We start from the raw sequence: 18,607 nt of genomic DNA, 5'->3' as shown, positions 1-18,607 counted from the left end.
TATCCTTAAATCACTTGAGATAAACCAGAAATGGGAGATATACTGGAGTACCATCACTTAATATTGTACAGAAGGATAAAATACAAAAAATAATCAAAATAAATTTTTAATAAAGAATAATTACTCTAAAATTATGCACTTTAACGATTACATATTACTTTTGTATAACATTAAAGAAAAACGATTTTTACAACACATATTTTAATCACATTTAAAACATAACATATTTTATTTATGAGAAAAGGTTTATTAATTATCGCGTTAATCTGTATGACTGCTGGAGTTGTTTTTTCACAAAACAATGACGAAAAAGGCATAAGTATTGGATTGCGTGGTGGTATAACATTGACTGGTGGCAATACTACTTTCCCTGCCAATACCTCACAAGGTCGCCCTGTGGAATTCAAGAACGATCAAGATGGCATGGGCTTGGGGTATGTCTTCGGTGGAGTAGCTCGCATCAACTTTGGAGGATTATTTTTACAAAGTGAGCTTAACTATGGTCAATTCAGACTAAATCAAAAAAACACTCAAACTTATTCAGCAGGTTCTGCTTCTCTTACAAATAATATTAGAACAACATCTACGATGGATGCTTTTAATATTCCTATCTTACTTGGTACAAAAGTAGGCGCCTTAAGAGCTTACGCAGGTCCTTCTTTCATATTTGTAACCAGAGCCCAACAAGAAACCACAGGTGAAGTTAGTTCACAGATAGGTGATGTTAACCTCCCTTCTATCAACAGTGAAGGTACCCAAAACTTATTATCTTCTGATGCTGGCGACTTCGAGGTAAGACCTTTTATCATTGGAGTTGAAGCAGGTGTTGGTTTTACTCTACCAATGGGCTTAGAAGCTGATCTGCGTTATTCTATGCCTGTTATTACTGGTGTTTACAAAAACAATGATGTAAAAGGTTTTATGGGAATCCTTTCTTTGAGTGTAGGTTTCCGTTTAGCAAAACTAGGAATGTAGTACAAGTTTATAGTCTTTTTTTTAAAAAGGCTGCCTAAAAAATATGTAAATAAAAAAGCAAAAGACCAGGTCTTTTGCTTTTTTTTGCTTTAGCTAAATGACTTAGATCTACTCATACTCAACCACCTCGCCATCTGCCCAAAAACTCTCATCATCGCCACAACTAATGGTGCTGATTTCTTCAAACAAATCGTTTGATATAATCTCAAAACCCAGACGTCCAGTGTAGCTTTTTTTACACTGTGTGTTATACTCAGGCTGGTAAAGATGAATCATCAGGCATTTGGCATCAGCCACAATTTGCTTACTAATTCGCTCATAGGTCATGTCGTTGATATACCCTATAAATATTCCAGTAGTTTCAGTATTCAGATCAAAATCCCGCATATTGCGTTCAATACCATCCTGAATCTCTTGATCATAGACACTCCCTATATACACAAGCTCATCTTCTTCGTCGAGAAGGGCATAAAAGTAAGCGTCTTCTTCATAGTCCATGTCGTCGTAATTGGTTTCTAACCAATTAATTACAATTCGTTCCATAATTATAATTTTTAGATGATTATCTGCCAATGATCGTGAATTTATTTCATATTTTTTACAGGAAAAATAGAAATATTTTTGGCGAAATCAGATTTTAGGTAATAGCCTCGCAAGAGAGGTTTTTCATTAAAAATATCAGACCAACTCTGAATAAAAGTACATCTGTAGCCTTCCTGTACCCAATTTATAATTGAATTTGGTTAAACTCAACCAAAGGCACACAAAGTGTTTCTTTTAAGGATAAGGTTGGTATACCAGGGAGGGTATATCAATACTGTATAAGACGTTACAAAATTATCTAAAACTTATTATGAAACACCCCAAACAAATGCACCTAGAAAATTTATTTATAAAAATATTCATTGCATAGGGTACAAGATTAACTCTTCAGGCTTGTTATGTATATTCTGTTAATTTCACTTAGTGAATTAACCCTGCTAATAATATAGTAAATCTTAACCCATAATTTATGCAAATTCAATCTAACAACAAGAAAGGAAATGCGGAAAATAGTCAGGACATGCCTGTCGTACAAGCCAAGGCTCAACAAGACCTTGCTACTCAAGCCAAACAAGGACAGCTCTCTGCCATACAAACAAAACATCAACCCGTACAACGCTCGCAAGGTTATAAACCTCACCAGGCACGTCAAAAACCTATACAACGCAAAACTCAAAGCAAGGCAGAATCAATTTCTCAGTCTATGGGGGAGCAATATGGAGTGGACACTTCAAAACTTCAATTTAATCATAACTCTTCGTTTCCAAAGTCGGTAGGTGCCGAAGCTACCATACAGGGCAACAAGATAGATTTTGCCCCTGGCAAAGATACCGAAACGAACATTAAACATGAGGTAGGACACGCCATAGACAACGCCAAGAACGGCACCCCAAAAGGCGATAGGGTTGTCAATGGGCAGGTAGTAGATACCACCCGCGAAGCTGCTGCCGACAAAATGATGAATACTCCGCTGCAAAGGAAAGCAAGCGATACTACATCAGATTTGTCGCAACACAACGGTACTACCAACCAGGTATTACAGCTCAAAACTGCTGATGGCTTATTTAAAGGACCAAACATTCCTCATAAAAAAATAAACGCTGATATACGTTTGGTGAAAGGCATCTTTAAAGGCTATGGCTATATGGTACCATTACAAGGAGTAGCTAAAGACAAATCCGAGGCAATACAAGCTGCCGCGCAATTTATAGGTACTACCAAGGTGAGTGCTGGCAGCAGTAGTAAATTTATGTCTATGAAAAATGTATGGAGACTGGCTGGTGGCAGTAAACAGGGCATAGACAGAAACGGGAAAACTCCAAGTACTGTAAATGGAGGAGATAAGAATGTAATCAAGAATAAGCTTGAACCTTATACAGTTTCGCTGCAAAGCAAATACCGTAGTATACAGGGAGTACAAAGTTTAGCCATACGCTATAACTTTGCTCAAGAAAGCTATGGGTATGTTACTGCAATTATAGACGAGGGGGTATATAGTGAAATGGTGCCAGGAGGCATTACACGTGGCGACAGTCGTAGCCTCGACTATGATGCCATGCGCGGCGCCAGAGGACATAATGAAGATAATGGTGGAAGAAATAACAGGGCTGATTATGGAAACAAGGGCATGGACGATGCGCATATTTACAATGCTTTTGACCAAAACCACGAGAAAACTGGTGGGCGAAACTTGATGGATATCATTAAGCAACACCCTAGCGATCAAAGTAAAAAATCGTCTAAAGAAAAACTAACCGAACACCGCGAACATTTTGATAGTATAGCCAAGCTTGCCGGTGAGGGTCCTCGTTTTCAGTGTGTGCGAAACAACGTAAAAAAGCTTAGCAGCAATACCCGGTTTATCACTCCTCACGATGGTGGCTTTATTACCATTACCTTTGAAGATCTTGCAGCTCATTGGCGTGAACTAAAAAATGCTTACAATATACCAGACAAGGATGTCATCGCGATGATGAAACTGTACTATGACAAGTACAAAAACACAAGCCTTGATTTAGTCCCCAAAAAACAGAAGAAGTATAAAAGAAGTATCACATTTAGTCCAAACCAGGGAGGACACGACATCCTGCTAAGACCATAAGTTTACTCATTTTAGAGGACAATTTAGGCAACACAAAACTCTCTACTTCCTTTGTACACCATCGAAAGTAGGGAGTTTTTATTTTATATCACTCCATCGACCAAGCAGCCAGTTTAGCTTAGGAATGGTACCAAAATAAATTTACATTCTTAACTTTATCTTTTGAGGCTATACTTTGTTAAAAAATAGCCGAATAGCGATGCTATTAGCCGATTTTTTGCCGCGTCTAGCAACAAAATATTTTATTAAACTATAGAAATTTATTTTTACACCATTCCTTATAAATCAATCTCCTACTTCTTTTTTTTAGCCCCTACTGTAATAAACACTTGCCTTGAGACACTAAACAGTTAAACAACCGAAAGTTTATAGTGAGCAGCGACTTTTACACCTCCTCTATTTTACCTTTTGCCCCTATCATTATTAAAATATGTAGGGCATATACCAATACTCAAGAAGATTTTGAAGACTACTACCAGGAAGTATGTCTTCAGATTTGGCGAAGCCGTGACAACTTCCGGCAAGACGCCAAATGGTCTACCTGGATATACAGACTATCGCTGAATGTATGCTTGACTTTGCTTAAAAAGAAAAAGAACAGCCATCAGCAATTTGCCTCAGACTACTTGCCAGCAGAGTTTACCGAGGAAAACCGTGCTTTTGAGAATGAGTCGCTTAATCAATTATATGATGCCATCAGGCAGCTTTCAGAGATTGACCGGGCAGTGATTCTGCTTTACCTTGAAGAGAAATCATACAAAGAAATTGCTGAAATTATAGGCTCCAATACCAACAATATTGGGGTGCGCATTAAACGGATCAAAGAACGATTAAAAAAAATATTAGATGGAAAAATCAATTGAATCAATCTGGAAAGAGGGTTTTCTGGACGATCAGGCATTGGTCGCTCCAAGGGTGAATGACTTGTACAATAAAAAATCGCAACACATAGTAGCTAAGTTTCGCCGGGCATTCAAACTCAACCTCTTGTTTATTATCGGCTCGTCGGTAGTAGCCTTTGTAGGCTATGCCATATCGGGAGCTTTTTATGTCGGGTTATCGGCATTTTTGCTGCTAAACTGGTTAGTAGTTACCAGTTATCGAGAGGCCAAAAAGCTTCAAAAAATTGATCAGAGCACAAGCAGTTACGAATACCTCAAAACGTTTGACCGGCAGCTTAAACAGGTCATTGCGTCCTATACAAGAATGTATCGTTTTATTTACCCTGTATTTTTTCTGTTAATGGTTGCCGGAACCTGGTTTTCCAGTTTTAGTGCAAGAGAACTGGAGAGACTTACCACCAAATTTCCTACCCTATTTTATAGCATCAATGGTGTGCCTATATACCCACTCACCTTTGTTATAATTGTTACATTGGTACTTACTTATTTTGGCAAGCGAATTTATATGTTTGATGTAAAACTAATGTATGGGCGGGTTTTGTGTAAGTTGGAAAGGCTTATTCAAGATATGGAAGAATTGAGACAATAGTATTATTTTTTGTAACAAAAAAAGCAGTTTTTTAGCAGCAGGCAAAAATGTTTTCTTTTTTGCGTGCTGCTGTTCACTTGTTGGCTACAGTGTTTGCACAAATTTCAGGGCTTTGTCTATTTCAGTATACATTACCTTATCATCCTCTACAAATGGTACTTTTGCTCTGAAATCATCCATCAATTTTTCCAGCTTTTTGGAAGTACGCATTGGACGGCGAAACTCTATTGCCTGGGCAGCAGTCATGAGCTCTATGGCAAGTACCCGCTCTACGTTTTGCACTACCTTTAGGGCTTTGGTAGCCGCATTAGCTCCCATACTTACGTGGTCTTCTTGCCCGTTCGACGATACAATAGAGTCGATAGAGGCTGGTGTACACAGTTGCTTATTTTGGCTTACAATAGAAGCAGCAGTATATTGAGGAATCATAAAACCAGAGTTAAGCCCTTGGCTGGCAATCAAAAAAGCAGGTAAATCGCGTTTGCCCGAAATAAGCGTGTACGTACGGCGCTCCGAAATATTGGCAAGCTCAGCCACAGCAATGCTCAAAAAATCAAGTGCCAAGGCAAGCGGCTGTCCGTGAAAGTTACCTCCTGATAAGATTTTATCTTCGTCAGGGAAAATATTTGGGTTATCAGTCACCGAATTAATTTCACGCAAAATCACCTCACGACAATAATTAAGCGCATCGTAAGTAGCGCCATGTACTTGAGGCACACACCTAAACGAGTAAGGGTCTTGGATATAAGGCTTTTTCTGCTGAGCAATTTCGCTACCCTCTAACAACTCTCTGATATTTTTGGCTACCTGTATTTGCCCAGGGTGAGGACGTGCCTGATGAATAAGATCATTATAAGGAGAAAGTAAGCAATCGTACCCATCAAACGACAAGGCTGTAATTACTTCAGAGGCTTTCAGTAATTGGTCTATACGCAGCAAACAAATCGTGCCAAACGCGCTCATAAACTGGGTACCATTCAGCAAAGCCAGTCCCTCTTTTGACTGAAGTTCTATGGGCTCCCAACCAAAATGAGCCAATACCTGGGCAGCAGGTTGTACTTTACCCTCAAAGTATACTTCACCCAAACCCAACAAAGGCAAGGCTATATGCGCCAAAGGAGCCAAGTCGCCAGAAGCCCCCAAAGAGCCCAGCTGATAAACTACTGGGATAACATCATGGTTATAGAAATCAATCAAGCGTTGTATGGTTTTCAGCGCTATACCAGAGTGCCCATAAGACAAAGACTGTACTTTGAGCAAAAGCATCGCTTTTACTATATCCTGGGGAACCTCATCGCCTGTACCACAGGCATGTGATTTTACGAGGTTTGCCTGCAACTGAGCAAGGTCTTTTTTGTCTATTTCCTGGTCACACAAAGAACCAAACCCTGTGTTGATGCCATAAATGGGGGTATCTTCTTTGGCAAGCTTATTATCTAAGTAGCTTCTACATTGCACAACTCGTTCGCGGGCGTTGTCAGAAAGGGCAATTTGTTGATTCAAAACCTGTTTTACCTGGTCTAGCGAAAGCCATTCGCTGGAAATATAATGCGTGCTTTTATCCATTTAAATCGTGTGTTATGTGTATTTTCCGATAGTTTATATATCAATTCCTGTCCGTCTCACATGTCAATTGAGTGATTTATGCAATGGGTAGGGTGCTCACAATGAAGCTGTTACATTGATTTAAACAGCAATGTAGCTCCATTATCGAGGCTCAAAAATAATGAAAAATGAAGTAAAAAAAACAGCTCGTTTAAATTTAGTTTTCCAATAAAATAAAGGACATGTCAAAGCAAAAAAACTGAGGTTGGAGCAGTTTTTTTGCTTCATCAAGCCCACCTAATATTCCAGCTACGTTCAATGAGGCTTCAGTGGTCATTCCTTACATTGCTTATTCCTTAGGCAAGCCAGGTATAAACGCAGGTGTTTTTCTAATATATTCGGCATATTGAGGCTTGGTTTTTTTAAGCTTGGTTTCCAACAAAGCTACTCCTGATACTTTGAGTAAAAACAAGGTCATGATCAATGGACAAAATATAAAGTATAGCCCTTGCCATTGGCTTAAGCCAAACATAAAAAAGCCCCACCAAACCATCGCATCACCAAAATAGTTGGGGTGTCGGGTATAACGCCATAAGCCTTTGTCCATTACTTTGCCGTGGTTGGCAGGATTTTGCTTAAACCTGCGCAATTGCGCATCACCTACCGCCTCAAAAAACAGACCTATGCTCCAGAACAAAATTCCAAGATAATCGAGCAATAATAAACTTCCGGAAACAGACAGTGCAGGTAAGTATACTGCCGAAATCATCCAGAGAAGGAAGCCTTGCAAGGCAAATACCCGGAAGTACGAAATCCACCAAAAATGTTTCCCATTCTGTTTGCGCATAGCCACATAACGGTAATCTTCGCCTTTGCCCAGGTTACGAATAGCCAGGTATATGGTAAGTCGCAAGCCCCAGATAGTGACCATCATGAGCAATACCCAGTTGCGTGTACTTAAGAGCTCAAAACCAACTTGGGAACCGTATAACCAAGCAATGATAAAAAAACCTAACCCCCAAAAAACATCAATGATAGAAGCATCTTTAATTGTGAGACTCACCAGCCACAAAACTGTTAAGCTCAACAGAATGACCCCCAAACCAACGGCATAAGTAGTCGCAGCAGCATGTGTAAATAAAAAGGTAGAAATGGCTGTTACCAGTGCTAAGAGGATTACATAAAATATTTTTTTTCGTTTCATGATATAATGCGTGGTTGTAGTATATTAAATAACAGCAAGTATTGGATACCAATGCGTGTCAGTGCAATAAGTTATAAGTATAACCCACTCATAGTAAACCTATTATACTTGCTTGTTAGACATAGTAATTAGTAAATTACCTGCGACAAACTATACACAAAAGAATGGATAAGGTTTGGTGTCACACAACGGCTTACTTACCACCTGTTGCATTGCTATAGGTGAGCAGGTAATTAGGCAAATTAACGCAAATCATGTGGTAAACTCAAGAAGATATAAGTGATAAACTAAACGAAAGGTGGCTCCTGACTGAACCAAAAGCTTTGCAAATAAGGTCAAGTAACAGCATCCCACAAAACATCAAACCCTGCCTGGATAATAGCTTCGTCTAGTGTCAGCATGTTTTTGTAATGATAATCTACCAATTTATCAATGATGCCATCTAAAGCAGCAATAAGAACCATATCTGGAGTTTCAGCTTTTATAATCATTTGCTCTTTGCCAAACTCCATCAACTGCCGGGCAGCAGTCTCAAGGGCTCTTTTTGTTTCAGGAGTTGCTTTGTCGAAGTAAGGAGATACAATAAACATTTTAAAAAAAACATCTTCTTTATGATGTTTGAGCTTGTAATCAATGGCTTGTTCAAACAGGTTCCAGAGTAACTTACGAAAGGGTTGGATGGGCTCAAAGAGCAGGTTAAGCTCTTCGGTCATTTGTTGTGCTATGTAGGTAAAAGTAGATACAATGAGGGTTTCTTTGTTTTTGTAGTAAGTATACAAAGTAGAGGGTACTACCTTGGCACGTTTTGCTACTGAAGCCATTTTTACTCCTGCAATGCCTTGTTCAGCCACAATATCTATAGTTACTTGTCTTATTCGTGCCCGTTTTTCCTGATCTTTTAGTTTCATTATTTTTATATTTATGAAGGGAAGGATAACCCAAATAAACAAAATCTAATAACGTTTGTCATCACCACAAGTTCATTTTACATAGCATATCACAAGCCAACAAATCCTACTTTAGCATTTAACGGGGAGTTTGTACAGTCTCAAAAAGCCATTGCCTTACACCCTCCCCTTCATCTATTTTTTGTCTATTTTTGCCTTCAACACACCTATATTTGGCTCATCATAGTTGATCCAGTAACGTTTTTTAAACATCTTGGCAGTACGCTTCTCAATCCAAACTTTTTTAGGCATTTTAAATTTACGCCCATACAGTATATTATCAATCATTTCATAAATAGGATACATTTGATAGCCCAATCCTCGGTTAGTCAAAATTACAATAAAACTTTTGTCTTTGGTGTCGTGTTGCAGGTAACTTCTAAACCCTCGATAAAGCCCATGGTGAAAAACCACATGCGGTTTTTTTCTATATACTTTAAAGCCATAGCCATAGCCATATTTTCTTTTATTGGTAACGGCTGCCATTGTAAACGCTCTTTTTTGAGTAGCGTCACTTACTAAAGTTCTTTTGTGCAGTGCTTCATCCCATTTGGCAAGGTCTTCTACCGTGGTGCACACACTTTTTTCGCCTACTATGCCATCATAAGGATGATAATCAAGTAACTGCCAACCATATTTACGGTCAATATAGTAGCCATACGCTCTTTTTTTCTTTTTGCTCACTATCACCTCTTGGGTTTGCAAAGTACTTTTTACAATACGAGTATCTGCGTTTTTCTGAATAGTATCTCTTTTTACTACTAAAGTGTCATAAGTTTTGGTATTATATACATTGGTATAATTACGCTTGGGGTGATAAATATAGGTGTGGTTCATTTGTAAGGGTTTGAAAATGTTTTCATGCAAAAACTTGTCAAAAGGCATTTTGCTTACCTTTTCTACAATGGTTGCCAACAGAATATACCCCGTGTTGCAGTAACTAGCTTTTTTGCCAGGTTTAAAGTTTACTCTGGGACGCACTGCACTCAAATAAGCAATGATGTCATCGTTGCTAATAAGCTTGGTAGCACCAAACATCCGGGTGACCCCGCTTAACTCTCCAAAAGAATCGGGTAAACCAGAATTATGATGCAGCAAATTTTCTATAGTCACGTTTTTGTAAGGCAATACCGGAATATAACGATGTACCAAATCAGAAAAATCAAGTAAGCCTCTTTCCTTTAAAATCATAATAGCCATGGCAGTGAACTGCTTAGACACTGAAGCAATTCGCATGGGTGTAGAGAGTTTTAAAGTATCTCTTTTATCTAAATTGCTCCAACCCAAGGCCTTCTTATAAATTACCTTACCCTTATCCTTGACCAACACCGCACCGTTAAACTGATTATTGGCATAAAGCAAGTTCATGACTGAGTCTATCACCTTTGCTTTAGAGTTTTGCTGGGCCTGCACCAAATGAGTAAATAACAGACTCAATGTAACGACGCAAACTTTTTTGAGCGAGGTTAAAAATCGGGGTGTATGGTAAACATATTTTTTCATAAAAATAATGGGGTTGAAAATAGTGTATAGCAAAACAAAAATGTTACTGCATACACAACGATTAATCATCAAGAACAAATACAACGAAACATCTCTAATATAACGAAAAACACCCTATAAGCCAAAGAACAATTGGCGTTTTAACGAAAGATTAGCAAAGTCATCAAGCAGTTGCATCAGTCCGTTTAGAATTTAGTGCTACAAGTCAAATTTTAGTAAAAAACAGCTTACCAAAAACTAGATTAGTATTTTTATACTAATTTATTTTGTTGCTGTCTAATAGTATTATAATTTGCGTGAATATAGCTTTTACAAGAGATTGTTTTGCAATTAGTCTATAGCTCATAAAACAATCGCCTTAAATCACACAATCAGAAAAGTACACAATGAAATTTCAAGACAAAGTAGTAATCATTACCGGGGCAGGGTCAGGCATTGGTCGGGCTACATCGCTACTCTATGCTCAAAATGGGGCGCAAGTCATCGTATCAGACATTGCCCCTAAAGGAGGAGAAGAAACGGTGAGGCTTATCACCGAAGCAGGAGGGAAAGCCAGCTTTATAGAGGCCAATGTTGCCAAACTCGACGAAGTAGAAAATCTAATCAATGAAACTGTTGCTCAATTTGGCAAAATAGATATTGCCGTTAACAATGCTGGAATTGGAGATTTTAACCAAAAAAAAACCGCTGAGCATCCAGTAGATAGTTGGGACAAGGTAATTGCAGTAAACCAAACTGGGGTGTTTTATTGCATGAAAATGGAGCTTCAACAGATGATGAAACAGGGCAGTGGCAATATAGTCAATGTATCGTCAGTAGCAGGTTTGCGCGGTTTGCCCAATAACCTGGCGTATGTGGCAAGCAAACACGCTGTAGTAGGCATGACCAAAACCGCAGCCATGGAATATGCCAAACACAATATTAGAATAAACGCAGTGTGCCCGGTATTTACACTTACTAATTTATTTCAGCCTCAGTTTTTTGGTGATAAAGCAGAAAAACTCAAGGCAAATATTCCGATGAAACGTTACGGCAAAGTAGAAGAGATAGCCGAAGCAATTGCTTGGCTTAGTGCCAGCAATTCAAGCTTTGTAACTGGGCACATAATGCCAGTAGATGGAGGCACAACTGCCTGATAAACAACTGATTTTTAGTTACTTCATAACCCAATTCACCCCAAAAGTATCAATCATGAGCCTAAACAATCCATTCAAAGATCAATTATCGCTCCCGGTAATTGCTGCCCCTATGTTTTTAATTTCAGGTACTCAATTAGTCACTGTCTGTTGCAAAAACGGCATCATAGGCACTTTTCCTGCCTTGAATCAACACAGTACTGAGGGTTTTGACCAATGGCTAACCGAGATAGAAAATGAATTGGAACAAGCCAAACAAGGTGGGCAGCCAGTAGCTCCTTATGGGGTAAACCTTATTGTACACCACACCAACCCTCGCCTTAAGGCAGACTTAGAAGTTTGCGTTAAACACAAAGTACCTATTATCATTACCTCGCTGGGGGCAGTGGCTGAGGTAGTCGAAGCGGTGCATAGTTATGGGGGGTTGGTGTTTCACGACATTACCAACCGCCGCCATGCTGAAAAGGCTATAGAAGCAGGAGTAGATGGGCTTATTTTAGTGAGCGCGGGGGCTGGTGGACATGCAGGTACTGTAAACCCCATGGCATTGGTAGCCGAAATTAAAAGCTTTTTTGACAAAACAATCATCCTGTCAGGATGCATAAGCAACGGGCGCGATATAGCCACTGCCCTACAAATGGGTGCCGATTTTGCCTACATGGGTACGCGGTTTATCAATGTGAGCGAAAGCAAAGCAGACAGGGCTTATCAAGAGATGATTATCCAGAGCAACACCGCCGATATTGTATATACTGCGGCCATTTCAGGAGTACCAGCCAACTTTTTACGTATGAGCCTTGAGGCAATGGGCATTACCAAAGATATGTGGCATCATCAGAAAAAAATCAACTTTGGGGAAGAGTTGGACGCTGCCCAGGCTGAAGCCAAGGCTTGGAAAACAATCTGGTCAGCGGGGCACGGTGTTGCCTCTGTTCAAGATGTGGTACCCGTGCAAACCTTGGTACAAAGGCTCAAAAAAGAAATGAGGGAAGCCATCGAAGAGCAACAACAATTGTTGTATAATTTATCACTTTGAAATAGTCGTAAGTAGCTAACAACAAGCAAAAATAAAAAGAAACTCATGAATTTTGACTATACCGAAAAAATGAAATCCCTTCAGGAAAAGCTTACTGGCTTTATGAAGGAACATGTGTACCCAATAGAAAATGATTATTTCCATTGGACACACTCTCCCGAAAACTTTTGGAAAGTGTGGCCAGGCTTAGAAGACTTAAAAGCCAAAGCCCGTGAAAAGGGGCTGTGGAACTTGTTTTTACCTGCCAACTATGGTGAAGTAAGCCCCGGACTATCTAATTTAGAATATGCTCCACTTGCCGAGATTATGGGTAAGGTGATTTGGTCATCTGAAATTTTCAACTGTAGTGCCCCTGACACAGGCAACATGGAAGTGTTGGCAAAGTATGGCAACCACGAACAACAAGAACGTTGGCTCAAGCCGCTGCTGGCGGGTAACATACGCTCGGCCTTTTTGATGACTGAGCCAGAAGTGGCTTCTTCGGATGCTACTAATATTCAATGTTCTATTCAAGCCGAAGGAGATGAGTACGTCATCAATGGACGTAAATGGTGGTCTTCGGGCGCTATGGACCCTCGTTGTGAGATTTTTATTGTGATGGGTAAAACCAACCCAGAAGCAGCTCGCCACAGTCAGCAAAGCATGATTTTAGTACCTAAAAATACACCTGGAGTTACTATAGTACGCCCACTGTCTGTGTTTGGCGAATATGATTCACCCGCTGGACACGCTGAAGTATTGCTCGAAAATGTGAGGGTACCTAAAAGTCATTTGATTTTGGGTGAAGGACGCGGCTTTGAAATAGCTCAAGGGCGTTTGGGTCCAGGGCGTATACATCACTGTATGCGCTTGATTGGAATGGCACAGCGTGCGCTAGAGCTCATGAGCCAACGTGTGGCAACACGCGAAGCATTTGGTCGTCCGATTGCCGCGTTTAGTAGCATCCGTCAAGACATATCGAAATCTTTGTGCGAAATACAGCAAGCCCGATTGCTTACACTTCAGGCTGCCGATATGATGGACAAAGCAGGTACTAAAGGGGCTAAAGAGTTGATTTCGATGATTAAGATTGTAGCGCCTCATATGACACAAACTGTGGTAGATCGAGCCATGCAATCGTTTGGAGGCATGGGTTTGAGCGCAGATACCCCTCTTGCTGGATTTTTTGGTGCAGCCAGGGTCATTCGCCTTGCCGATGGTCCCGATGAAGTACACATGCACCAGCTGGGCAAAAATACCATTATGAAATATGCCACCGAAGCAACGAAATAAGCTAATATTGTTGTAAATTACTGGCAGGTTTTCCTAGAACTTGTTTAAGGTTTCTACAAATGATTCAAAACTAGTACACTTGCTCTTAAATAGGTAAATAGAGTATTTAAGTGTGTTTTGTTTTCTGATGAATTTTAAAAATTGAGCAGAGTTAGTTTACAATTCCGATGCATATCGGAACCAAAGCTACGTGATATTTTTGAAGTGAAATCAGGGGGCAAAAAGCACAAAATAGACTTTACAAATTTAGGAGCTGGTGTACTAGCTTTTTGATTTTTGCTCTCAAAGCATAAACACTAAACAAGTTCCTAAAAAAAGGCAGAATCTCGCAAGGTTTGCCTTTTTTGTTTTTCAAATGTATTCACAACAATGAAGAATCTATTATTTATATGTGGGATGTTTTTGTGCATTACTTGCAAAAAAAAACATCAAAACATACGAATTATTCCTGTCAAAGAGAGTTGGATAAAAGGCGAGCTGTACAAAAACATATTACCTACAGGTGTCAAAGCAACTCCTATGCTCAAAAAAACGGTACTCATTACTTTGTCAGGTTTTGAGGGTGGGCATTTGCCTAAAGCATCGTTATTGGCACTGGCGGGCAAGGGTTACGACGTGTTTTCCCTTGCTTATGTGGCTCCCCCTTCTGTGCTTCCTGATAAAATATCCAAAATACCTATAGAGTACCTGGCCAAAGCAGTAAACTGGCTTAAAGCTAATACCGCTTACAAAGACCACTCGATAGTATTATTGGGCGTTTCTAAAGGGGCAGAACTGGCTTTATTGTATGGCAGTTATTATCAAAACATTGATGGCATTATTGCCTATTCACCTTCTTGTTTGCTATTGCCAGGCATCACCTCTTCCAACGACCCCCAACCTACCCAGGCACCCTGGAGCTACCAATACAAACCACTGCCATTTGCTCCAGTAAAAAAGCTAGATAAAAATACTAAAATCGTCACTTATCAAAAATATATTGACCCACTACTGAAAAATGTAGAGGTACTAAAAAACACCATGATTAAGGTAGAAAACATTCGTTGCCCATTGCTATTGCTCGCTGGCAAAGATGATAAAATGTGGGGATCGGAAAAAATGGCACGCTTAATTTTATATAAATTAGAGGCCAACTTTAGACCCAAGCAAGCCAAAAGTGTGGCATACGAGCAAGCAGGGCATTTTTTTTTTGGTTTGGAGACTCCCCACCTTCCACCTCCTCAAACAGTTGGCGTAAATCTATTTTAAATACACAATACCAATTTTTGTTGGGGGGCACTTCTGACGGAAACCAACAAGCGATGCAAAAATCTCAACAAGAAGTGCTGAACTTTTTGCACACGCTTGACAACAAACCGGTTAAAACTCTAAATCAATAACAGTTACATTATCTAAATATCTTGATGGCTGGTGGGTCATCATTACTTTTTGCTCGGCAGTCATGCCTATAGTTTCGCCATCTTTCAACACAGGGCTATGTGCCAGCAAATAATGAGAAATATTATACAAAAAGCCGTAAATATCGGTCAGGGTTTGCTCTGAGTGACTAACTTCTAACTCCATTTTGCCAAACTCGCTCAAACCATAAGTATATCCCGATATTTTGCCTTCATCTTCGGCATACAAACCAAAATAAACCCACAACGAAATAGGTAAAGCATTGGTCTTTATTAGTTCACTTTCTTCCAGGTATCGTTCAGTTGACATCACGAGGTTTTGAGTGCCCATATATACCCCTAAAGCAGGCGAAAGTTTAAGTAACGATGCATTTACTTTAGTAAGCAAGTTGTACTTGGTCACACCATCTTCATCTGACATTACACTGACAACAATGTGTGCCTGATGTGGCTTGAGAGTTTCAGCGGCTTCAGGCCAGTAATAGGCTAGTTTACACACTTGCTCCAGGTCTACCCAAGGCACAGGTTTATCTATAAACATTAAAGCTACTATTTGATTGCCTACTTGTAATACTGTAGCATTATTTTCACTACTATTCAAGTCTGACAAGCCTAACGAGATGCCCCAATCTTCTTCAAATACTTCAATAAACTTTTCTGGTTTGGGAAATATGGCACTTTCCAAGGCTATCATCCCCAATACTGTTTTTGATTCTTGTGATTCCTCCATTACAATAAATATTCTCTGCTTTGCTTAATTTTACAATGAAGACAACTGCTTACCCATCCAATACTGAAAAGATACAGTAGACTTTTGGTTTTTCTTTTCTTTATTCCACTTTCTCACCTCTTTGGTAATTACTTTTTGATGAATAAAATAGCAATATGGAGTAATATGACGAGAGCGCCCCAAGCGATAAAATAAAGGTGCATACATATCGCCCCATACCGATGGATAAGGTGTTTTTCTATTGACACTCCCTAAAGTTTTAAAGAAGAACTTGGTTTTATTCACAAACTCATCCATATTACTTTCATTCCGCTTACGGCTAAGGTCTACTTGTGCCAAGCGGTGCTTGGTCATTAAAAAAGGATCGGAAGAAGGGATTGACCCTCCTTCGTTGTTCATAATTATTTTTAACAAGCCTTTTAACTCTACCAAAGCTTTTACCGAACGCGGAGAACCGGGCTCTAACAGTAAAAAGAAATAATAAGACATTGCAGCTTTTATTCTACTGCCTTTTATTTCGTTAAGGGCTGCCAACAATAGGTGGCTACTGGCATGCATTGGTTTGATAAAAGCTGATTTCTGGGCATACTTTAAAGCCTTGCCATAGTTTTTAAGCGTATAATGGTTAATACCCAGGTTATATTGAATAAGGTAATGATGTGTATATTTTTGGGCAGCTTTTTCAAAAACTTCGTTGGCTTCAGGCAATCTACCCATGTCTGTCAGGCAACTTCCTGTAAGCAGGTACGCAGCTAAAAGATACCTCTTATTTTTTTCAATTACCTTTTGACTAAACTTAAGGGCTTTTTCATACTCTTTATTAGAGTAGTAACTGTTGGCAAGTTCATAGGTGGCAATCGTGTGTTGACTGTCAATTTTTAAAGCTTGTTGAAATATAGCAATTGCTTCGTTGAAGTTTCCTTTGCTGTGCTCTACCCTACCCTGCTTTAGCAGGTCATTTATCTTGTCTGTTTGAGCATAAGCACTGGAACATATAAGCACAACCCAAAGGCTAAAAAATATAGATTTATTCAAAGTCATTTGTCTGTAATGAGTTGGTCATCTCACCCATAATCAAGGTAAAATGAGTTTTTATATATAAAAAAGATGATCAATTAAATGCTAGTGCATTTATACATTGGAAAATGTAGCAAACTACCTCCCTACTCTAAAGCGGTATAGGTCGGGTTTGTACTTACGCGAGCGGGTAAGTTCGTATTCATAAATGAGCTGTCCAAAGTTTACCATGAATGGCATTCCTGTTTCTTTATACTGATATTTACTATCGTTCAGCACCTGGTTGTTGTTTACGTAGATTACCACCGAAATCATAAACTCTATGTTATTCTTAAAATCAACAACATACGCATTGTCTACTAAAAAACCATAGGAAAGTCCCACCTTATTGAAGATGCGTATATGGGCAGGTATTTTTGATTTATAGTCCTTTTTTTTAAACAAATCACCGTACATCAAAAACTTCATAAAACCATCTGTATGCTCAGGTTTATTGTATACAGGGTAAGTACTTTCACGTGGGAGCATTGCCATACATTTATACAAAAACTGATAGTCAGCCTCAGTCAAATCAAACCGTTGTTGAGGACTCACTGATGCAGGGAACATGACCGCTTTTAACATCTGGTGCATGGTTTCAAGTGAAAAATAATTTTTTAGCGAAAAGTTAAAGGGCTTATTCACTTTTTCACCTTCTTTGTTGATGTGAGCAACTCCTTTAAACGGCTGTTTTACTTTCGGTAGATATTCTATATCATTATAAGCTTCTTTTTGCTCATAAATTACTTTTTCTTTTTTATAAAACTTAAAAGGATTCGTGTACCGATTAGATACTTCGTTAAAGTCTGAGTTAGCCAGTCGGTGTTGTACCATGATATCATAATAACCTTTTTGCCAAAGAGATTCATTGATATACTTTTGCCCCAAAAACTCATACAAACGATTAAACGCTTTATTATCACTTACGACAAACGCTCTTTTAATCATTTGGGCAAGAAAAGGTTTGCCATGCACAGTGGTGGTATCTTTTTTCAAAGGGGTTTGGGGTGCACGTACAGAATCAACCTCAAATACTGTATATTTGTTTAAGCCTTTTATTTTTAACTTATTTAGCTTTTCTAATGTAAGGCAAGCTACCGGAAGCTTGACCAGGCTTGCCGGATAAAAATAGCGATTTTTATCTACGTTATATTGGTAGGTTTTAAAGCTGGGGGTATTGTTTGTATCACGATTTATCTGGGTATACATTACCTGTAATTCATACACTTTGGAATTTTGCAATACTTGCCTAAAAGCATCTGGCTGGCTTTTCATCAAGCTATCAATCAGGTTACTCTTCACACTCTTGTTGCTTTGTGCACTACAGCCCATACAGCATAATAACACAGCACTCTGCACAAATAGGATCAATATCTTCATTTGGTTAGTTGTATTCTAAGTTTTGTCAAATACAAAAGTAATGGTTTATATTTTTGCAACAAGGCATCTACCTACAGATAATTGTACAAATATTTTTTAATAAAACACCGGTTACATTTTTTAGCATTCTCTCATGTATAGGTAAAATACCCATCTACATAGTAATTATTATTAAAATATCAATACGTATTATCAAATTATTCCTATCAAACAACTGTTAAATGGAATATAATTTGTTTAACTCCGTTTTGTTTTAACTAAAAGTAATTTATTTCCGTAAAGCAGTACTAA

At 38.9% G+C, this 18,607-nt stretch carries 16 protein-coding genes; 8 read left to right on the top strand and 8 right to left on the bottom strand.

Annotated elements, in window-relative coordinates:
- Positions 1-234: 234 nt before the first annotated feature.
- On the top strand, positions 235-975 hold the full coding sequence (locus Q0954_RS11145) for a porin family protein (RefSeq protein WP_299456840.1): 741 nt from the start codon (positions 235-237) through the stop codon (positions 973-975).
- Positions 976-1,083: 108 nt separating this feature from the next.
- Here the strand turns inward: Q0954_RS11145 and Q0954_RS11140 are convergent, their stop codons facing one another.
- The gene (locus Q0954_RS11140) at positions 1,084-1,518 is read right to left on the bottom strand and encodes a hypothetical protein (RefSeq protein WP_299456839.1); all 435 of its coding nucleotides are present in this window, start codon (positions 1,516-1,518) and stop codon (positions 1,084-1,086) included.
- Between the two features lie 469 nt (positions 1,519-1,987).
- Here Q0954_RS11140 and Q0954_RS11135 point away from each other — a divergent pair, with 469 nt between their 5' ends.
- The 3 genes from Q0954_RS11135 to Q0954_RS11125 all read left to right on the top strand — a co-directional run bounded on the left by Q0954_RS11135 (position 1,988) and on the right by Q0954_RS11125 (position 5,110).
- On the top strand, positions 1,988-3,619 hold the full coding sequence (locus Q0954_RS11135; RefSeq protein ID WP_299456838.1) for a hypothetical protein: 1,632 nt from the start codon (positions 1,988-1,990) through the stop codon (positions 3,617-3,619).
- A gap of 371 nt (positions 3,620-3,990) precedes the next feature.
- Positions 3,991-4,482, top strand: a complete 492-nt coding sequence (locus tag Q0954_RS11130; RefSeq protein WP_299456837.1) for an RNA polymerase sigma factor — start codon at positions 3,991-3,993, stop codon at positions 4,480-4,482.
- Positions 4,466-5,110: a hypothetical protein gene (locus Q0954_RS11125; RefSeq protein WP_299456836.1), complete on the top strand. Its 645-nt coding sequence runs from the start codon at positions 4,466-4,468 to the stop codon at positions 5,108-5,110. Before Q0954_RS11130 ends, Q0954_RS11125 begins: the two co-directional genes overlap by 17 nt.
- A gap of 84 nt (positions 5,111-5,194) precedes the next feature.
- On the opposite strand, the gene hutH is transcribed toward Q0954_RS11125, so the two are convergent.
- The 4 genes from hutH to Q0954_RS11105 all read right to left on the bottom strand — a co-directional run bounded on the left by hutH (position 5,195) and on the right by Q0954_RS11105 (position 10,309).
- Positions 5,195-6,676: a histidine ammonia-lyase gene (gene hutH, locus Q0954_RS11120; RefSeq protein ID WP_299456835.1), complete on the bottom strand. Its 1,482-nt coding sequence runs from the start codon at positions 6,674-6,676 to the stop codon at positions 5,195-5,197.
- Between the two features lie 328 nt (positions 6,677-7,004).
- Positions 7,005-7,859, bottom strand: a complete 855-nt coding sequence (locus Q0954_RS11115) for a DUF1295 domain-containing protein (RefSeq protein ID WP_299456833.1) — start codon at positions 7,857-7,859, stop codon at positions 7,005-7,007.
- 335 nt (positions 7,860-8,194) lie between these two features.
- Entirely contained in the window at positions 8,195-8,767 is a 573-nt protein-coding gene (locus tag Q0954_RS11110) for a TetR/AcrR family transcriptional regulator (RefSeq protein ID WP_299456831.1), read from the bottom strand.
- 174 nt (positions 8,768-8,941) lie between these two features.
- Positions 8,942-10,309 (bottom strand): serine hydrolase, encoded by a 1,368-nt coding sequence (locus tag Q0954_RS11105; protein WP_299456829.1) that lies wholly within the window; start codon positions 10,307-10,309, stop codon positions 8,942-8,944.
- Between the two features lie 386 nt (positions 10,310-10,695).
- On the opposite strand from Q0954_RS11105, the gene Q0954_RS11100 reads away from it, so the two are divergent.
- The 4 genes from Q0954_RS11100 to Q0954_RS11085 all read left to right on the top strand — a co-directional run bounded on the left by Q0954_RS11100 (position 10,696) and on the right by Q0954_RS11085 (position 15,001).
- Positions 10,696-11,445, top strand: coding sequence for an SDR family NAD(P)-dependent oxidoreductase (locus Q0954_RS11100; RefSeq protein ID WP_299456827.1), 750 nt, complete (start codon positions 10,696-10,698; stop codon positions 11,443-11,445).
- Positions 11,446-11,500: 55 nt separating this feature from the next.
- Positions 11,501-12,481: a nitronate monooxygenase gene (locus Q0954_RS11095; RefSeq protein ID WP_299456826.1), complete on the top strand. Its 981-nt coding sequence runs from the start codon at positions 11,501-11,503 to the stop codon at positions 12,479-12,481.
- 45 nt (positions 12,482-12,526) lie between these two features.
- Positions 12,527-13,753 carry an acyl-CoA dehydrogenase family protein gene (locus tag Q0954_RS11090; RefSeq protein WP_299456825.1) on the top strand — a complete coding sequence of 409 codons (1,227 nt, stop codon included), beginning with the start codon at positions 12,527-12,529 and terminating at the stop codon, positions 13,751-13,753.
- A gap of 369 nt (positions 13,754-14,122) precedes the next feature.
- Positions 14,123-15,001, top strand: a complete 879-nt coding sequence (locus Q0954_RS11085) for an acyl-CoA thioester hydrolase/BAAT C-terminal domain-containing protein (protein WP_299456823.1) — start codon at positions 14,123-14,125, stop codon at positions 14,999-15,001.
- Positions 15,002-15,112: 111 nt separating this feature from the next.
- Here the strand turns inward: Q0954_RS11085 and Q0954_RS11080 are convergent, their stop codons facing one another.
- The 3 genes from Q0954_RS11080 to Q0954_RS11070 all read right to left on the bottom strand — a co-directional run bounded on the left by Q0954_RS11080 (position 15,113) and on the right by Q0954_RS11070 (position 18,316).
- Positions 15,113-15,880: a DUF4261 domain-containing protein gene (locus tag Q0954_RS11080; protein WP_299456821.1), complete on the bottom strand. Its 768-nt coding sequence runs from the start codon at positions 15,878-15,880 to the stop codon at positions 15,113-15,115.
- A 30-nt stretch (positions 15,881-15,910) separates the two neighbouring features.
- Positions 15,911-16,921 carry a tetratricopeptide repeat protein gene (locus Q0954_RS11075; protein WP_299456820.1) on the bottom strand — a complete coding sequence of 337 codons (1,011 nt, stop codon included), beginning with the start codon at positions 16,919-16,921 and terminating at the stop codon, positions 15,911-15,913.
- Between the two features lie 114 nt (positions 16,922-17,035).
- A complete protein-coding gene (locus Q0954_RS11070) occupies positions 17,036-18,316 on the bottom strand; it encodes a serine hydrolase (RefSeq protein WP_299456819.1) in 1,281 nt (426 codons plus the stop codon).
- Positions 18,317-18,607: the final 291 nt, after the last annotated feature.

This window comes from uncultured Microscilla sp. (assembly GCF_947493425.1).
Taxonomy (GTDB): Bacteria; Bacteroidota; Bacteroidia; order Cytophagales; family Microscillaceae; genus Microscilla.
The sequence above is the reverse complement of the archived record's forward strand: the minus strand, read 5'-3'. Positions and strand labels throughout refer to the sequence as shown.

What these genes read in the sequence shown, in the direction of transcription:
- Q0954_RS11090 (WP_299456825.1), top strand. Translation starts at nt 12,527, where the DNA reads ATGAATTTTGACTATACCGAAAAAATGAAATCCCTTCAGGAAAAGCTT.
- Q0954_RS11140 (WP_299456839.1), bottom strand. Translation starts at nt 1,518, where the DNA reads ATGGAACGAATTGTAATTAATTGGTTAGAAACCAATTACGACGACATG.
- Q0954_RS11100 (WP_299456827.1), top strand. Translation starts at nt 10,696, where the DNA reads ATGAAATTTCAAGACAAAGTAGTAATCATTACCGGGGCAGGGTCAGGC.
- Q0954_RS11080 (WP_299456821.1), bottom strand. Translation starts at nt 15,880, where the DNA reads ATGGAGGAATCACAAGAATCAAAAACAGTATTGGGGATGATAGCCTTG.
- Q0954_RS11110 (WP_299456831.1), bottom strand. Translation starts at nt 8,767, where the DNA reads ATGAAACTAAAAGATCAGGAAAAACGGGCACGAATAAGACAAGTAACT.
- Q0954_RS11095 (WP_299456826.1), top strand. Translation starts at nt 11,501, where the DNA reads ATGAGCCTAAACAATCCATTCAAAGATCAATTATCGCTCCCGGTAATT.
- Q0954_RS11115 (WP_299456833.1), bottom strand. Translation starts at nt 7,859, where the DNA reads ATGAAACGAAAAAAAATATTTTATGTAATCCTCTTAGCACTGGTAACA.
- Q0954_RS11075 (WP_299456820.1), bottom strand. Translation starts at nt 16,921, where the DNA reads ATGACTTTGAATAAATCTATATTTTTTAGCCTTTGGGTTGTGCTTATA.
- Q0954_RS11135 (WP_299456838.1), top strand. Translation starts at nt 1,988, where the DNA reads ATGCAAATTCAATCTAACAACAAGAAAGGAAATGCGGAAAATAGTCAG.
- Q0954_RS11085 (WP_299456823.1), top strand. Translation starts at nt 14,123, where the DNA reads ATGAAGAATCTATTATTTATATGTGGGATGTTTTTGTGCATTACTTGC.
- Q0954_RS11070 (WP_299456819.1), bottom strand. Translation starts at nt 18,316, where the DNA reads ATGAAGATATTGATCCTATTTGTGCAGAGTGCTGTGTTATTATGCTGT.
- Q0954_RS11145 (WP_299456840.1), top strand. Translation starts at nt 235, where the DNA reads ATGAGAAAAGGTTTATTAATTATCGCGTTAATCTGTATGACTGCTGGA.
- hutH (WP_299456835.1), bottom strand. Translation starts at nt 6,676, where the DNA reads ATGGATAAAAGCACGCATTATATTTCCAGCGAATGGCTTTCGCTAGAC.
- Q0954_RS11125 (WP_299456836.1), top strand. Translation starts at nt 4,466, where the DNA reads ATGGAAAAATCAATTGAATCAATCTGGAAAGAGGGTTTTCTGGACGAT.
- Q0954_RS11105 (WP_299456829.1), bottom strand. Translation starts at nt 10,309, where the DNA reads ATGAAAAAATATGTTTACCATACACCCCGATTTTTAACCTCGCTCAAA.